At 72.6% G+C, this 16265-nt stretch carries 17 protein-coding genes; 11 read left to right on the top strand and 6 right to left on the bottom strand.

Annotated features, from left to right (window positions below; translation table 11 throughout):
- Positions 1 to 13: 13 nt before the first annotated feature.
- From O7546_RS17400 to O7546_RS17350, 11 genes are read left to right on the top strand one after another with little or no spacing between them, the layout of a single operon-like run.
- Positions 14 to 1222, top strand: a complete 1209-nt coding sequence (locus O7546_RS17400; protein ID WP_281599452.1) for a substrate-binding domain-containing protein — start codon at positions 14 to 16, stop codon at positions 1220 to 1222.
- On the top strand, positions 1219 to 1995 hold the full coding sequence (locus O7546_RS17395; protein WP_194799015.1) for an ATP-binding cassette domain-containing protein: 777 nt from the start codon (positions 1219 to 1221) through the stop codon (positions 1993 to 1995). Before O7546_RS17400 ends, O7546_RS17395 begins: the two co-directional genes overlap by 4 nt.
- A complete protein-coding gene (locus O7546_RS17390; protein ID WP_194799016.1) occupies positions 1992 to 3089 on the top strand; it encodes an ABC transporter permease in 1098 nt (365 codons plus the stop codon). The genes O7546_RS17395 and O7546_RS17390 overlap by 4 nt, the downstream gene beginning before the upstream one ends.
- Positions 3086 to 4126 (top strand): amidohydrolase family protein, encoded by a 1041-nt coding sequence (locus O7546_RS17385; RefSeq protein WP_151498808.1) that lies wholly within the window; start codon positions 3086 to 3088, stop codon positions 4124 to 4126. Before O7546_RS17390 ends, O7546_RS17385 begins: the two co-directional genes overlap by 4 nt.
- Positions 4116 to 4415, top strand: coding sequence for a NifU family protein (locus O7546_RS17380; protein ID WP_194799017.1), 300 nt, complete (start codon positions 4116 to 4118; stop codon positions 4413 to 4415). The genes O7546_RS17385 and O7546_RS17380 overlap by 11 nt, the downstream gene beginning before the upstream one ends.
- Positions 4412 to 5620: a CoA transferase gene (locus tag O7546_RS17375; RefSeq protein ID WP_281599449.1), complete on the top strand. Its 1209-nt coding sequence runs from the start codon at positions 4412 to 4414 to the stop codon at positions 5618 to 5620. The genes O7546_RS17380 and O7546_RS17375 overlap by 4 nt, the downstream gene beginning before the upstream one ends.
- Before the next feature lie 10 nt (positions 5621 to 5630).
- On the top strand, positions 5631 to 6062 hold the full coding sequence (locus O7546_RS17370; protein ID WP_013286908.1) for a heme-binding protein: 432 nt from the start codon (positions 5631 to 5633) through the stop codon (positions 6060 to 6062).
- Positions 6059 to 6943, top strand: a complete 885-nt coding sequence (locus tag O7546_RS17365; protein WP_194799019.1) for a hydroxymethylglutaryl-CoA lyase — start codon at positions 6059 to 6061, stop codon at positions 6941 to 6943. Before O7546_RS17370 ends, O7546_RS17365 begins: the two co-directional genes overlap by 4 nt.
- Positions 6940 to 8097 carry a CoA transferase gene (locus O7546_RS17360; RefSeq protein ID WP_269697193.1) on the top strand — a complete coding sequence of 386 codons (1158 nt, stop codon included), beginning with the start codon at positions 6940 to 6942 and terminating at the stop codon, positions 8095 to 8097. Before O7546_RS17365 ends, O7546_RS17360 begins: the two co-directional genes overlap by 4 nt.
- Complete coding sequence (locus O7546_RS17355; protein ID WP_269697192.1) at positions 8094 to 8843, top strand: SDR family oxidoreductase; 750 nt, start codon at positions 8094 to 8096, stop codon at positions 8841 to 8843. Before O7546_RS17360 ends, O7546_RS17355 begins: the two co-directional genes overlap by 4 nt.
- A gap of 29 nt (positions 8844 to 8872) precedes the next feature.
- The gene (locus O7546_RS17350; RefSeq protein WP_013286904.1) at positions 8873 to 9508 is read left to right on the top strand and encodes a GntR family transcriptional regulator; all 636 of its coding nucleotides are present in this window, start codon (positions 8873 to 8875) and stop codon (positions 9506 to 9508) included.
- Between the two features lie 58 nt (positions 9509 to 9566).
- Here O7546_RS17350 and O7546_RS17345 read toward each other — a convergent pair whose 3' ends face one another.
- Genes O7546_RS17345 through O7546_RS17320 form a run of 6 tightly spaced genes read right to left on the bottom strand, consistent with a single transcriptional unit; the run spans position 9567 to position 16242 of the window.
- A complete protein-coding gene (locus O7546_RS17345; protein ID WP_281599445.1) occupies positions 9567 to 10424 on the bottom strand; it encodes a CoA ester lyase in 858 nt (285 codons plus the stop codon).
- Positions 10425 to 10436: 12 nt separating this feature from the next.
- Positions 10437 to 11900, bottom strand: coding sequence for a dihydroorotase family protein (locus O7546_RS17340; RefSeq protein ID WP_194799022.1), 1464 nt, complete (start codon positions 11898 to 11900; stop codon positions 10437 to 10439).
- Between the two features lie 22 nt (positions 11901 to 11922).
- Positions 11923 to 13329, bottom strand: coding sequence for an MmgE/PrpD family protein (locus O7546_RS17335; RefSeq protein ID WP_194799023.1), 1407 nt, complete (start codon positions 13327 to 13329; stop codon positions 11923 to 11925).
- Positions 13322 to 14161, bottom strand: coding sequence for a cyclase family protein (locus O7546_RS17330; protein WP_194799024.1), 840 nt, complete (start codon positions 14159 to 14161; stop codon positions 13322 to 13324). Before O7546_RS17330 ends, O7546_RS17335 begins: the two co-directional genes overlap by 8 nt.
- Before the next feature lie 31 nt (positions 14162 to 14192).
- A complete protein-coding gene (locus tag O7546_RS17325) occupies positions 14193 to 15392 on the bottom strand; it encodes a CoA transferase (protein ID WP_194799025.1) in 1200 nt (399 codons plus the stop codon).
- On the bottom strand, positions 15385 to 16242 hold the full coding sequence (locus O7546_RS17320; RefSeq protein WP_135240658.1) for an IclR family transcriptional regulator: 858 nt from the start codon (positions 16240 to 16242) through the stop codon (positions 15385 to 15387). The genes O7546_RS17325 and O7546_RS17320 overlap by 8 nt, the downstream gene beginning before the upstream one ends.
- Between the last annotated feature and the right edge of the window lie 23 nt (positions 16243 to 16265).

Raw genomic sequence — 16265 nt, 5'->3', positions numbered from 1 at the left:
AGGGAGTAGCACCGTGACACACACTTTCGGAGCCCGCCGGCTCCGCGCCGCCGCCGCCGCGTTCGGGGTGGCCGCCCTTCTGCTCACCACCGCCGCCTGCGGATCGGGTGAGGACAGCGCGGCCTCCGACACGCCCGCCGCGGTCAACGACGAATACACCGAGACGGCCCGCAAGCTGATCGCCGCCGGCACCGGCGGAATGCTCTACTTCGAGGGCAAGGAAGCCGACATCACCCTCGACAAGATCAAGGTCTACGAGGAGTGGTCCGGACCGACGACCTCGGTGAAGCCGCCGGCGAACGGCAAGCTCAACATCATCGTCTGCAAGATCGGCACCTCCTGCGAGGAGGTCGGCAAGCGCGCCACCGCCATCGCCGAGAAGCTCGGCTGGAGCGCCGAGATCCTGGACGGCCAGGGCACCCCGGAGGGCTACCAGAAGGCACTGGCCACCGCCGCCGCCAACAAGCCCACCGCCGTCATCACCGTCGCCATCCCGGAGAACCAGGTCGCCGACGGCATCGCCGAGCTGCAGAAGGCGAAGATCCCGGTGGTGGGCGTCTCCGCCGTCGCCGAGGGCGGCGCGGTCGGCTACGACGCGCACGTGTCCAGCCGGGAGACGTTCCAGGCGGTGCTGGCCACGGCGAAGGCCGTCGCCGACTCCAACGGCAAGGCCAAGGTCGTCTTCCTCTGGGACGTCGGCTACCCGCACCTGGTCGAGGCGCTCAACGCCAGCAAGCGCGTGCTCGCCGGCTGCACCGGCTGCGAGCTGCTGGAGGTCCGCGAGCGCACGCTGGCGCAGGCGGTCGACCCGATCGAGATGCAGAACATCACCACCTCGCTGATCCAGAAGCACGGCGACAACCTGCAGTACATCCTCACGCCGTACGGCAACGGCGTGGAGTCCGTCATCGCCGCCATCCGGGCCGCCGGGCGCAACGACATCAAGGTGCTGTCCAAGAACGCCGAGCCGGAGCGGCTGGGCAGCGTGGCCGCCGGTGACCAGCTCGCCGACTTCGGCGCCATCCGCGGCTGGAACGCCTACGCCGCCATCGACCAGGTCGGCCGGCTCGCCGCCGGTCAGCCCGCGCTGCCCGACGCCGAGCAGGGCATCCCGGCGACCGTCTTCGACAAGACGAACGCCCCCAAGGACGGCGCCGTCGACTGGAACAGCTACGTGAACTACGCCGAGCGCTACGAGAAGATGTGGAGCGAAGCCCGATGAGTGCCGCCCCGGTGCTGGAGGCGGTGGGCGTCAGCAAGTCCTACGGGCGGGTACGCGCCGTCACCGACGTCTCCTTCGACGTACGCCCGGGCGAGATCCTGGGCGTCGTCGGGGACAACGGCGCCGGCAAGTCCACGCTGATGAGCATGGTCAGCGGTGCGCTGGCGCCGGACACGGGCCGCCTGCGGGTGGCCGGCCGGGACCTGACGCCGCACACCATCGGCGCGGCCCGGTCCGCCGGGATCGAGATGATCTACCAGGACCTCGGGCTCTCCGACAACCTGAGCATCGTCGAGAACGTCTTCCTCGGTCGCGAGTGGACCGGCGGCGTACGCGGCCTGCCGGTGCTGCGCAAGCGGGCGATGCGCGAGCGCACCCGCGCGGTGCTGGAGGAACTCGGCATCGACCTGCACGACATGAACGTGCTGGTCGAAGGGCTCTCCGGCGGGCAGCGGCAGATGGTCGCCATCGCCCGCGCGCTGGTCACCGAGAACGAGCCGCGCGTGATGGTGATGGACGAGCCGACCGCCGCGCTCGGCACCACCGAGTCCGACGGCGTCAACGCGCTGATCCGCCGGCTGCGCGACCGTGGTTACGCGGTCATCGTGATCAGCCACCGGATTCCGGAGATCCTGTCGATGGCCGACCGGCTGCTGGTGATGAAGGGCGGCCGCAACGTCTACCACGGCCCCACCGAAGGGCTCGACGTCGAACGGTGCGTGCAGCTGATCGTCGCCGGCACGCTCGCCACGGCGGGGGAGGCGGTCCGATGACCACCGCCACCACGCAGACGCCCCCGGGCGGCGGCCGGACCGTCGTCAAGCAGAGCGCCGACCGGTCCCGCGCCGGGGCCGGGGAGCGGGCGGTCGAGGGGGTGAGCCGGTTCGGGCTGCTCGGCATGCTCGTCCTGGTGATCGCGGTCTTCTCCGTGCTCACCCCGGACACCTACTTCACCACCACGAACTTCCGGCTGATCCTGGTCAACCAGACCGTGACGGTGATCGTGGCGATGGCCGCCACGCTGCCGCTGCTGGCGCACTACCTGGACGCGTCGGTCGGCCCGATGCTCGGCCTGGCGCAGGGCGTGAGCATCTGGCTGATCGCGGTGCAGGGCGTACCGATCTGGCTGGCCCTGCTGGCGGTGCTCGCCGTCGGCGTCGCCGTGGGCCTGCTCAACAGCCTGCTGGTGCTGAAGTTCGGCATGAGTTCGATCATCGCGACGCTCGCCGTGGGCAGCCTGCTGATGGGTCTGCTCTACATGGTCACCGGCGGCCGGGTGCTGTACCAGAACGTGCCGCCGGCGTTCACCGAGATCGCCCGCGGCGACCTGGGCGGCATCCCGCTGCCGCTGATCTACCTCGTGGTGCTGGTGCTGGCACTGGAGTTCATCGTCGTCTGGACACCGTTCGGGCAGCGGCTCTACGCGATGGACGGCAACCTGCGCGGCGCCGCCCGGGCCGGCATCGACGTCCGCAGCTACACCGTCCGCGCGTTCGTCGGCGCGGCGGTGCTCGCCTCGCTCGCCGGGGTGCTGCTGGCCTCGCGGATCGGCTCGGCCCAGCCCACGGTCGGCGAGCAGTTCCTGCTGCCCGCCTTCGCCGCCGCCTTCCTCGGCGCCGCCGCGCTGCGACCCGGCCGGGTCAACATCCTCGGCACCGTGATCGCCGCGTACTTCATCACCTTCACCATCGCCGGCCTGCAACACCTCGGCGCCGCGACCTGGATCGAGCGCGTCTTCAACGGCCTCGCCGTCATCGCCGGCGTCTCGGTCGCCGCCTGGTCGGTGCGGCGCCGCCGACAGCTCGCGGTCCGGCACGTCGAACGCCTGGAGCACGACACCACCCCGAAGGGACGTCCCACCCCATGAAGAACGGCTTCTTCGTCCTCGACAACGCCATCCACATGTACAAGCTCACCGACGAGAACATCGACTTCAACCACGGCGGGAAGAAGTCGACGAACGCGCTCGTCGAGTACGCCCGCAAGTACTCCGCCCCGGGCTACCCGTACGACGACATCTCCGGCCGCGAACTGTCCGTCGAGGACGCGTACCGGCTGATGTTCGAGGAGTCCGACACCGACATGGCGATGGCCCAGACGGTGCCCAGCCACGGCGGCTGGAAGCTGGGTTTCTCGCCGGCGGAGAACAACTACAAGCTCAAGGAGGCGTACCCGGACCGGGTGCTGTTCTGCGGCGGCGTCGACCCGATCACCCACGGCCGCTACGGCGCGGTGACCGAGATGATCCGGCAGATCGAGGAGTGGGGCGCCACCAGCTTCAAGTTCTACCAGGCGCACTCCGGCGGCCTGTCCTGGAAGATCGACGACCGGCAGGTCGCGTACCCGCTGTGGGAGACCGCCCTGGAGCACGGCGTGACGAACGTGCAGTTCCACAAGGGTCTGGCGTTCAACACCCAGCACATCGCCGACCTGGCGCCGTACGACCTGGAACGCGCGGCGCAGGACTTCCCCGAGATGACGTTCATCGTGCACCACCTCGGTGAGCCGTTCATCAACGAGACGATCAACATCGCCGCCCGGTACGAGAACATCCACCTCGCGCTCACCGCCTGGATCAACCAGTACCCGGTCGCGCCCCGCGCCGCGCTGCACGCCATCGGCAAGTGCCTGCTGCACGTCGGCCCGGACCGGCTGCTGTGGGGCTCCGAGGCGTTCGTCTGGCCGAAGGTGCAGGCGTACATCGACCTGTTCGCCGAGATGCAGATGCCGGAGGACCTCCAGGACGGCTACGGCTACCCGGAGCTGACCGACGAGATCAAGGAGAAGATCTTCGGCCTGAACTTCGCCCGGGTGCTCGGCATCGACGTGAAGGCCAAGAAGAAGGAGCTGTACGGCAAGAGCGGCAAGAAGTCCGCGAAGAAGGGCCGCAAGGATGGGCGCTGACAAGACGGCGAAGGCCGCCGACCGCGCGCTCGACGGCAAGGTACGCCAGCTCGTCGAGGCGCACGGCGGCGGCGTCACAGTCGACGTGGACGCCCGCGGCGACGCCCGGGTGACGTTCCACGGCCGCTGCGCGGCCTGCCCGTCGGCGCCGGTCACCATGGGCTCGCTGGTCCGCCCGGCGCTGCTGAAGATCGAGGGTGTCCGCTCGGTGACCCGGGCGGGCGCGGTCTCCCGGTTCGCCGAGGCGCGCATCGAGAAGATGTTCGGACTGTCGGAGCCGGCCGGATGACCGGCGGCTTTCCCGACGGGCCGCTGACCGGCGTACGGGTGGTGGAGGCCGGCGTGCTGCTGGCCGGGCCGTTCTGCGCGCAACTGCTCGGTGACTTCGGCGCCGAGGTGATCAAGGTCGAGCAGCCCGACGGCGGTGACCCGATGCGGCAGTGGGGGCGGGAGAAGCCGCACGGCAAGTCGCTGTGGTTCCCGGTGGTGGCCCGCAACAAGAAGTCGGTCACCTGCAACCTGCGGGTGCCGGAGGGGCAGCAGCTCATGCGCGACCTGCTCGCCGACGCCGACGTGTTCGTGGAGAACTTCCGCCCCGGCACGCTGGAGCGCTGGGGGCTCGCGCCGGAGGAACTGCACCGGATCAACCCGAGGCTGGTCGTCGTGCGGGTCACCGCGTTCGGGCAGGACGGCCCGTACGCCTCCCGCGCCGGCTACGGCTCGATCGGCGAGGCGATGGGCGGGATCCGGCACGTCACCGGCGACCCGTCCACGCCGCCGAGCCGCATCGGCGTCAGCCTCGGCGACTCGCTGGCCGGCACGTTCGCCGCGCTCGGCGCCATGATGGCGTTGCGGGTGGCGGGCAGCACCGGCCAGGGGCAGGTGGTGGACAGTGCCATCTACGAGTCGGTGCTGGCGCTGATGGAGTCGCTCGTGCCGGAGTACGCGCTCACCGGCTACGTCAGGGAGCGGACCGGTTCGATCCTGCCCAACGTGGCACCCAGCAACGCGTACCCGACGCGCGACGGCGCCACGGTGCTGATCGCCGCGAACCAGGACACGGTGTTCCGCCGCCTGGCGGCGGTGATGGGCCGCCCGGACCTGGCCGACGACCCGCGGTACGCCACCCACGCCGCCCGCGGCGCGCACCAGGCCGAACTGGACGACCTGATCGCGGCGTGGAGCGTCACGTTCGAGCCGGCCGCGCTGCTGCGGCTGCTGCATCTGGGCGGCGTACCCGCCGGGTCGGTCTACACCGCCCGGGAGATGCTGGCCGACGAGCACTTCGCCGCGCGCGAGGCGATCGTCGAACTCGACCACCCGGAGATGGGCGCGTTCCCGATGCAGAACGTCGCGCCCCGGCTGTCCCGCACGCCGGGCCGGCTGCGTTCGGTGGGCCCCCGGCTGGGCGAGCACACCGACGAGGTCCTGCGCCAGGTGCTGCGCCTGGCCGACGACCGGATCACCGAACTGCGCGCCGCCGGCGCGATCTGAGGAGGCAGTCATGGCGAAGAACCCGTACGTGGTGAAGAAGCGCTCGATCTCCGCGCCGGCCGCGCGGGCGATGGTGGCCGCCGCCGTCGCCCGGGCCGAGGAGATGGGCTTCGCGGTCACCGTCGCGGTGTGCGACGAGAGCGGCGTGCTCAAGGCGTACGAGCGGATGGACGGCGCGCCGCTGGTGAGCGTGCAGCTGGCGCAGGACAAGGCGTACACGGCAGTCGGTTTCGGGCTGAGCAGCGACGGCTGGTACGACTTCATCAAGGACGACGGCCCGCTGGCGATGGGCGCCCCGCCCGCGATCGACCGGCTGGTGACCTTCGGCGGCGGCTATCCGGTCAAGGTCGACGACGTGCTGGTCGGCGGCATCGGGGTCAGCGGCGGCCACTACACGCAGGACATGGAGGTCGCGCAGGCCGGACTGAAGGCGCTGTCTTGAGCGTCGAGATCGTCGAGGTCGGCCCCCGGGACGGCCTGCAGAACCACCCGGCGGAGCTGACCACCGGGCAGAAGGCCGAACTGGTACGCCGGGCCGTCGCGGCGGGCAGTCGGCGGGTCGAGGTGACGAGCTTCGTCAACCCGGCGAAGGTGCCGAAGCTCGCCGACGCCGACGCGCTGATGGCGCTGGTCCGTGACGAGCCGGGCCTGGCCTCGATCGGCCTGGTGATGAACGGACGCGGCCTGGACCGGGCCGTCGCCGCAGGCGTCACCGAGGTCAACTTCGTGGTGGTCGCCACCGACACGTTCTGCCGGCGCAACCAGGGCACGACCACCGCGGAGGCGGTCGCGGAGGTGCGGCGGCTGCTGCCCCGCGCCCGCGAGCAGGGGCTGCGCGCGTCGGTCACGGTCGGGGCCGCGTTCGGCTGCCCGTTCGAGGGGGAGACGCCGCCGGAGCGCGTGCTGCGCGTCGTCGACGACCTGGCACCGGTGGCACCGGACGAGGTGGCGCTCGCCGACACCATCGGCGTGGCCGTGCCGTCCCAGGTGGAGCGGCTGTTCACGGCCGTGCGCGAGCGCACCGGCGCGAGCCTGCGCGGGCACTTCCACAACACCCGCAACCTGGGCCTGGCCAACGTCCTGGCCGCCGTCGGGGCCGGGGCGCGGGCGATCGACGCCAGCGTCGGCGGTATCGGCGGCTGCCCGTTCGCGCCGGCCGCCACCGGCAACGTGGCCACCGAGGACGTGGTGTACGCGCTGGAACGCTCCGGGACACCGACCGGGGTGTCGCAGGAGGCCGCGATCGGCAACGCCAGGTGGCTGGGCGAGGTGTTCGGCGCCGAGCTGCCGGGCATGCTGAGCCGGGCCGGTGGGTTCCCGTGACCGGGCCGCTGGCCGGAGTGCGGGTGCTGGACCTGACCAGCACGTTCTCCGGTCCGTACTGCACGCTGATGCTGGCCGACCTGGGCGCCGAGGTGATCAAGGTGGAGCCGCCGGGCGGCGACATCGCCCGCCAGCTCGGCGCCGCCCGCACCCCCGGCATGGCGGCGGTGTTCCTCAACATGAACCGGGGCAAGAAGAGCGTCCTGCTGGACCTCAAGGCGCCCGCCGACCGGGCCGCGTTCGACCGGCTGGTGCCGACGGTGGACGTGCTTGTGCACAACATGCGCCCGGCCGCCGTGGCCCGGCTCGCGCTCACCTACGACGACGTACGCGCGCTGCATCCGGCGATCGTCTACTGCGCGATCCCCGGCTTCCGGGGCACCGGCCGGCACGCCGACCGGCCCGCGTACGACGACGTGATCCAGGGCGCCTCCGGGATCGCCCGGCTGCAGAGCGTCAACCAGGACCAGCCCGGGTACGTCGTCACGCCGCTCGCCGACAAGATCACCGGGCTCACCGCGTCCACCGCCGTGCTAGCCGCGCTGCGCCATCGCGACGCCACCGGCGAGGGGCAGCGCGTCGAGGTGCCGATGTACGACACGATGGTCGCCTTCGGCCTGCTCGAACAGCTCGACGGCTGGACGTTCGACCCACCCACCGGGCCGCCGCTCTACCCGCGTACCGCAGCGCCGAACCGCCGTCCGTACGCCACCGCCGACGGGCACCTGTGCGTGCTGATCTACACCGGCCGGCAGTGGGACCGGTTCCTCACCCTGGTCGGGCGCGCCGACCTGCTGCGCCACCCCGACTACGACACCGTCGGCAAGCGGATCGCCAACGCCGACGGGCTCTACCGGGTGGTGGCCGAGGTGCTGCGCGGGCGTACCACCGCCGAGTGGCTGGCGGAGCTGTCGGCGATCGACGTGCCGTGCGCGCCGCTGGCCGGCTACGAGGAGATCCTGCGCGCGGAGGAAGCGGCCGGGACCGGCCTGGTGTCGATCGTCGAGCACCCGGTGGCCGGGCGGCTGCGCAGCATCGCCTCGCCGATCGTCATGTCGGCCTCGCCGCTGCCGTCCGGCCGGCTCGCACCCACGCTCGGCGAGCACACCGACGAGGTGCTCGCCGGTGGCGGCACCGAGGGGGGAAGCGGATGAGGGGCAGGGTAGCGGTCGTCACCGGCGCCGGATCGGGGATCGGGCTCGCCGTGGCCCGGCGGCTGGCCGACGAGGGCGCCGAGGTGCTCTCCGCCGACCTGGACGTCTCCGCCTGCGTGGGCGTCCCGGTCACCGCCGACCTGGGCACCCCGGTCGGCGTCGCCGCCGTCGTGCGGGAGGTGACCAGCCGGTACGGCGGCGCGGACGTGCTCGTCAACAACGTGGCGCTCGCACCGTACCGGGACGCGTTCACCGACATCGACGACGCGGCCTGGCAGCGCACCTGGGACGTGAACGTGATGTCCTGCGTACGTCTGTGCCGCGCGCTCGTGCCGCTCATGGTCGAGCGGGGCGGCGGCAGCGTGGTCACCATCGGCTCCGAGGCGGCGCGGCACCCGAAGCCGCACATGCTCGACTACGCGGTCAGCAAGGCCGCGCTGCTCAGCCTCGCCAAGGGCCTCGCCCTGGAGTACGGCTCCCGGGGCGTGCGGGTGAACACCGTCGCGCCCGGCCCGACCCGGACCGCGACCATGCACGCCTACCTGGAGTCGGTCGCGCTCCGGCTCGGCATCGACGTCTCCGCCGCCGCCGACCACGTCGTGCACGAGCTGCGCCGGCTGCCGCTGGGCCGGATGAACGAGCCGGAGGACGTCGCCGAGGTGGTGCTGTTCCTCGCCGGCGACCGGGCCCGGCAGGTGACCGGCTCCGAGTACGCCGTCGACGGCGGTTCCACCGCGTCGATGTAGGTTCACCATCGGTGAACAGAGGGGGACGCATGGGCCGGGCCACGCAGTCGGCGTACGAGTCGATCAAGACGCGCATCCTCGGCGGGGCGTACGAGCCGGGGAAGAAGCTCTCCGAGGAGGATCTCGCCGCCGCGGTGGGGGTGAGCCGCACCCCGGTGCGGGAGGCGCTGCGCCGGCTGCACGCCGAGGGCCTGGTGGACTGGGAGGCCAACCGGGGCGCCACCGTCCCGGCCTGGCGGGAGCAGGACCTGGAGGAGATCTTCGAGCTGCGCGCCCTGCTGGAGGGGTACGGCGCCGAGCTGGCCGCGACCCGGATCACGCCGGAGGAGATCGCCCGGTTGCGCGAGCTGTGCGCCGAGATGGAGGGCTACGCGGCCGGTCAGCGGCGGGACCGGGCGGACCGGATCGCGGTCTGCAACGCGCAGTTCCACGAGATCATCCTGGGCGCCGGGCGGAACCGCCGGTTGAGCGCGCTGCTCGGGGCGGTGGTGCAGACGCCGCTGGTGAACCGTACGTTCCGCCGGTACGACGAGGCGGCGATGGCGCGCAGCATGTCGCACCACCGGGAGCTGATCGACGCGTTCGAGGCGCGCGACCGGGCCTGGGCCGGCTCGGTGATGCGGGCGCACATCCTGGCCGCCCGCGCCACCCTCGGCACGCCCTGACCCACGCCGGGCCGGGACACGTCGTACCCGTCGACGGTCCCCGGCCCGGCGTTCCGGGTCATCCGGCGGACGCCTCGGCGCGGCGTACCACCTCGGTGGCGGCGCGCACCACCGCCCGGTCCAGCAGCCGCCCGCCGGCGTCGGTGGCCACCCCGGAGCCGCCGCGTTCGGCCTGCTCCAGCGCCGCCAGCACGGCCCGGGCGGAGGCCACCTCGGCCTCGGTGGGGGTGAACACCTCGTTGATCGTCGCGATCTGCCCGGGGTGGATGGCGCTGCGGGCCCGGAAGCCCTGCCGCAGCAGCGCCCGGGTGGTCCGCTCCAGCCGTTCCGGGTCGCGCAGCGTGGTCTCCACCGGCCCCACCGCGGGGGCGATGCCGGCGGCCGCCGACGCGACGACGACCTGGGAGCGGATCGGGGCGAACTCCGCCCGGTCCGGCCCCGGCTGAAGCCCCAGCTCACCGGCGAGGTCCGCCTCGCCGAGGCCGAGCCGTAGCACCCGGGGCGCGGCGGCCACCCGCGGCGCGGTGAGCACGCCCCGGGCGGTCTCGATCAGCGCCACCACCCGGAACGCCGGGGCGTCCGGGCCGAGCCGCCGCTGCACCCGGGTCAGCGCGGCGTCGACCTCGGCGAGCAGTTCCGGCTCGGCCTTCGGCACCCACACCCCGGCCGCGGCGGGGGAGAGGACCTCGACGTCCGCCTCGACCTGGTCGCTGTTGATCCGCACCCACAGCTCCGGGCCGGACGGGGCGGCGGCGCCCAGGAACCCGGCGACCGTCTCCCGGGCCTGCGCCTTGCGGGCCGGCGTGACCGCGTCCTCCAGGTCGAACACGAGCGCGTCCGCGCCCCGCCCGGCCGCCTTGTCCAGCAGGTCCGCCCGGTCGCCCGGCACGTACAGGTAACTGCGCGCCACCGCCATCAGTCGTTCCCCCTACCGCTGCGGGCGGGCGAGGTAGCGGCCGGCCGGCTCGCCGGTCACCTTGCCGTCGACGAGCACGTGCTGCCCGCGGACGAAGGTGTCGGTGACCCGGGCGGTGAGCTCGAAGCCCTCGAACGGCGTGTACTCCTGCGTCGACTCGGAGTCCTCGGCGCGCACCGTCCAGGTCGAGTCCGGGTCGACCAGGCAGATGTCGGCGTCGTAGCCCTGCAGCAGCGCGCCCTTGTTGCGCAGGCCGAAGCGCTGCGCCGGGTTCCACGAGGTCAGCTCCGCCACCCGCTGGTACGACAGACCGCGCCGGTTGCCCTCGGTGACCAGGCCGGGCAGCAGGTACTCGGCGCCGCCGAAGCCGGACTTGGCGACGAAGATGTCGTCGCGCGGCTCACCGAACTTGACCTCGTCCTTGCAGCAGGCGTGGTCGCTGACCACCCAGTCGATCTTGCCGTCCAGGACGTACCCCCAGAGCGCCTCGACGTCGGCGCGCGGGCGCAGCGGCGGGTTGACCTTGCCGCCCAGTCCGTGCGCGGTGTCGATGTCGGCGACCAGGTGGCCGATGGTCACCTCGCGGCGGAAGTCGATGTGCGGGAACGCCCGCGCCATCCGCAGCGCCGCGTCGACAGCCTTCTCCGAGGTCAGGTGCAGCAGGTTGATCTTCGGCAGACCGGTCTCGTGCGCCAGGTACGACGCGATCGACACGGCCAGTCCCTCGGAGTGCGGCGGCCGCGACGCGTGGTACGCCTCCAGCCCGCGCAGCGTGCCGTCCTGCTCGACCTGCTTGGTGTACGCGCTCATGATCTCGGCGGTCTCGCAGTGCAGCGACAGCGAGATCTCGTCGGCCAGCTCGGGGAAACGCTCCCGGGCCGCCTGGACGCCGCGCATCACGAACTCGAAGTGGGCGTAGTCGTACCGCTCGCCCTCCGGGATCATCAGGAACGAGTTCTGGTCGGTGGACCGGCCGTGCAGGCCGTGGCTGCCGTAGAACATGAAGATCTTGAACGAGGTGACGCCGTGCTCCTCCACCAGCGACGGCACCTCGCCGATGTGCTCCCGCGACATGGGCGCCAGGTGGAAGCCGTAGTCGATGTAGGAGCGGCCCTCGGTCGCGGCCAGCACCTCGGGGAAGAAGTCGGCGTACCGGCCGCCGCGGTTGAGGTAGTACTGCCCGGTGCGCATGTAGTTCAGCGCCGTGGTGACGCCGCCCTGCACCGACGCGCGGCTCTCCGAGACGGCGTCCTCGCTCAGCGGGTTGTAGATGCCCCAGTGCTGGTGCGCGTCCACCACGCCGGGGAAGGCGAGCCGGCCTCCGCCGTCGACGACCTGGGCGGCCTCCGCCCGGTCGATCTGCGGCGCGACGCGGCTGATCCGCCCGTCGGTGACGCCGATGTCCATCAGCTCGGGTTCGGGCCGGTCGTGCCGGACCACGCGGACGTTCGTCAGCAGCAGGTCGTACGTGCTCATGGTGTTGCTCCTCGTGCTCGGTTCAGCGGCGGTTGATCAGGCCCATCAGGCCGTGGACGTCGGGGGCCCGGTCCAGCCGGTGGACCTCCTCGGTGATGCGGTCGGCGGTCGCCGCCGGCAGGGCGGCGGCGTTGGTGCGGAACTTGACCGCCAGTTCGGCGTCGCTGAGCGGACGCTGCGGCCCGCCCCGGTTGGCGAGCACCTCCTGCACCCACTCCCGCCCGTCGCGGGTGACCACCCGCAGCACGGCCGGGAACTGGTGCGGGAAGATCGCGTCGCACCGCTCGTCGCCCACCACGTCGACAAGCGCCATCAGCGCCCGCCGCTGCGGGTCGTGCGCCAGGGCGTCGGTGAAGTCGGCGAGGTCCACGCCCAGACCGCCGCCGCCGATCAGGCCGGCGACCACCGCGTACGGGCCGCTGAACTGCGCCTCGTAGCCGGTCTGCGGCGCCCGCTTGCGCTCGATGGGCTGGCCGATGGTGCGCACCGTCGGCGTCGGCACGCCGAGCGTGATCGACTCGATCTCGTCCAGCGGCAACCCGCGCTCGCGCAGCGCGATCGCCGCGTCGATGGCGGCGTGGGTGAAGTGGTTCGCCGGGTACGGCTTGAAGAAGATGCCCGGTACCGCCCAGTCGGTGCCGAGCCCGCGGACGATCTCGTCGCCGTCGAACTCGCCGCGCAGGAACGCCTGGAAGAAGCCGAAGCGTCCCTCCAGCACGGTCGGCGGGCCGGTCACGCCGTGCCGGGCCAGCTGCGCGGCGCTCACCGCCGCGTGCGCGGCCCAGCCGCAGTGGATCCGCTTGACGGTGCCGCCGTTGCGGTTGGACTCGATCAGACCGGCCGCCATCGAGGCGGACACCCCGAGCGCGTCGAGCGCGCCGTCGGCGTCCAGCTTCAGCAGCCGGGCCGCCGCCACCGCGCCGCCGAGCGTGCCGCAGATCGAGGTGGCGTGCTGCCCGTGCTCGAAGAAGACGGAGTTGCCGGCGGCCGGGTCGTACCCGGCCATGCCGAGCCGCACGCACACCTCCAGGCCCACCGCGATGGCCGCGACGGTCTCCTGCCCGGACGCACCGGACGCCTCGGCGGCGGCCAGCGCGGCCGGCACCACCGACGCGCTGGGGTGCAGCACCGACGGCAGGTGCGTGTCGTCGTAGTCGAGCGAGTGCGCCAGCACGCCGTTGGCGAACGCGGCCAGCGCCGCGGGTGCCTTCTCGTCCAGGCCGACGACGGTGGCCTGACCACGGCCGCCCTGCTCCTCGACGTAGGCGAGGGCCGCCTGGCTGGTCGGCAGCGGCCGGGCCGCCACGCAGAGCCCGAGCACGTCCAGGACGCGGGCCCGGACGCTGGCGACCACCTCGTCGGGCAGCGTCTCGGCGGCGGTGTCGGCGGCGAAGGTGGCCAGGTGGCGGCCCAGGGTCGGCTCAGCCACGGCTGATCACCGCCAGCGGGCGCACCGGGGAGCCGGTGGCGCCGTACAGCGGCAGCGGCGCCATGACGAAGGTGAACTCGTGCACCTCGTCGCGGGCCAGCTCCTCCAGCGCCATCGTCTCGATCAGGTAGATGCCGTGCTCCACCAGCAGGATCCGGTGCGCCGGCAGCGAGCTGTGGCCCTTGCCCGGGTGCAGGCACTCGAAGGCGATGGTGTCCGCGCCGGCGGCGTGCACCTGGCGCTGCGCCAGCCAGGTCGCGCCGTCCGCGCCGACCCCCGGCACGCCGGAGTCCTTGCCGATGTACTGGTTGCGGTCCTCGTGGTCGAACAGCCGGCCCCACCCGCTGCGGATGAGCACGACGTCACCGGCGCCCACCGGCGTGCCCTGCCGGGACTCCGCGGCGTCCAGGTCGGCGGGGGTGATCTCGTAGCCGGGCTCGCAGGCCTCCACGCCCAGCGCGGCGGGCACGTCCAGCAGCACGCCCCGGCGGACCATCGGCGCGACGGTGTGCACGCCCAGCTCGTCGAACCGGCCGCCGACCTGCGCGGCGGCGGCGTCGGCGCCGCCGTGCAGCCGGCCGTCCTGGGAGACGTGCGCGAGCGCGTCGACGTGCGTGCCGACGTGCGTGCCCATCACCAGCAGGTCGTTGGCGGCGGAGCCGCCGTCGGCGCGCACCATGTCGCCGTGGCGGCGCGGCAGGGTGAGCCCGAACGCCGGGTGGTTCGGTGACTGCGGCATGCCGACGGTCAGCCGCCGGCCCAGGTCGTAGATCGTGACACCGGCCTGCACGGCGTCGAGCAGGCGGTCGGCGGTTCTGGCTGTGGTGCCCACGGGGTTCCTCGCGTTTCGGCTGTCGGCGTCGTCAGGCGACGACGCCACGGGCTTTCAGGTCGGCGATCTCGGCCGGGTCGCAGCCGAGTTCCTCGACGAGCAGGGCGTCGGTGTCGGCGCCGGGGGAGCGGCCGGTGAACCGGATCCGGCCCGGCGTCTCCGACATCCGCCACATGACGTTGTGCATCCGCATCGGGCCGAGGTCCGGATCGTCGACCGTGGTGATCATCTCGGTGGCCCGGACGTGCGGGTCCTCGACGATGTCCCTGGCGCTGTAGACCGGTGCGACAGCGGCGCCGGCCTCGGCGAACGCCGCGGTCACCTCGTCGCGGGTGCGCTCGGCGATCCAGGACCCCACGTACTCGTCGAGCAGGTCCGCGTGCGCCACCCGCCCGACGCCGGTACGGAACCACGGCTCGTCGATCACCTCGGGGTGGCCCACCAGCCGCAGCACCCGCTCGGCGATGGCCTGGGCGCTGGTGGAGATCGCCACCCACGACCCGTCCTTGGTCTGGTACGTGTTGCGCGGCGCGTTGTTCGTCGAGCGGTTGCCCTGCCGCTGCTCCACCACGCCGAGCTGGTCGTAGACCGTGGGGCCGGGACCGACAGCGGTCATGATCGGCTCCAGCAGGCTCATGTCGACGACCTGGCCCCGGCCGCCGGAGCGCTCCCGGTGCCACAGCGCCATCATCACCGCCGACGAGGTGGCGATGCCGCAGATGCTGTCGGCCAGCCCGAACGCGGGCAGCGTGGGCGGGCCGTCGGCCGTACCGGTCAGGTGGGCGAAGCCGCTCATCGCCTCGGCCAGCGTGCCGAACCCGGCGCGGGAGGCGTACGGGCCGGTCTGCCCGAAACCGGTGATCCGGGCGATCACCAGACCGGGGTTGACCCGGTGCAGTTCCTCCGGGCCGACGCCCCAGCGCTCCAGCGTGCCCGGCCGGAAGTTCTCCACCAGCACGTCGGCCCGCTCGGCCAGCCGCAACAGCAGCGCCGCGCCCTCCGGCGCGGACAGGTTCAGCCCGACCAGCCGCTTGTTGCGGGAGATCTCCTTCCACCACAGGGGATGGCCGTCCTTGGCCTTGCCGTGGCCGCGCATGCTGTCACCCATGGTCGGGTGCTCGATCTTGATCACGTCGGCGCCGTAGTCGCCGAGGATCTGACAGCACAGCGGCCCGGCGAGGATCGTCGAGACGTCAAGCACCCGCAGGCCCGTCAGCGGTCCGTCACTCACCTGTTCCACCTCCCCAGTTCTGTTCCTGACCCGTCCGGCCGGCGACGCGCTGCGCCGGCGGCCGGAAACCCAGTTCGGCGGAGATCTCCGCCGCCGCCGCGGCGACCAGCGCGCCGTGCGCCGCGCACACCTCCGGGGTGAACCGGTTCTGCGGCCCGCACAGCGAGATCGAGCCGAACACCTGCCCGGTCGCGTACCGCACCGGCGCGGCCACGCTCCCCGCGCCGTTCTGCCGTTCGCCCATGCTCACCGCGTACCCCTGACGCCGGATCCGGGCCAGGTCGGCCCGCAGCTTGGCGGTGGAGGTGATGGTGGCCGGGGTGACCGCGTCCAGCGGGTGGTGACCGAGGTAGTCGTCGACCTCGGCGTCCGGCAGCGCGGCCAGGATCGCCTTCGACGACGACCCGGAGTGCAGCGCGTGGCTGGTGCCCAGGGACACCGACATCCGGACCTCGTGCGGCGAGAGCACCTGGTCGATGTAGACGCGCGACCAGCCCTGCCGCACCGACAGCGTGGCGGTCTCGCCGCTGTCGCGGACCAGCCGGACCAGGTACCGGCGCGCGATGTCCGGCACGTCCAGGGCACGCAGCGCGGCCAGGCCCACCGCCAGCGCGCCGGTGCCGAGGCGGTACCGCTTGGTCTCCTCGTTGAAGGTGAGGAAGTTGTCGGCCACCAGCTCCTTGAGGATGCGGTGCGCGACCGCCTTCGGCAGGCCCAGTTCCCGCGCGATCGTCGACACGCCGAGGGTCTCCGGTGCCCGTTCGGCGATGATGTTGACGATGTCGAGGGCGCGTCCCAGACCGGACCGGGTCCGGCCGGCGGTGCTCTCGACGACCGCTGTCGTGATCATCTCTGTTCCTCCACTGTCGACGT

The organism is Micromonospora sp. WMMA1976, assembly GCF_027497335.1.
GTDB classification, from domain to species: Bacteria; Actinomycetota; Actinomycetes; order Mycobacteriales; family Micromonosporaceae; genus Micromonospora; species Micromonospora aurantiaca.
This window is presented reverse-complemented; position numbering and strand designations above follow the sequence as displayed.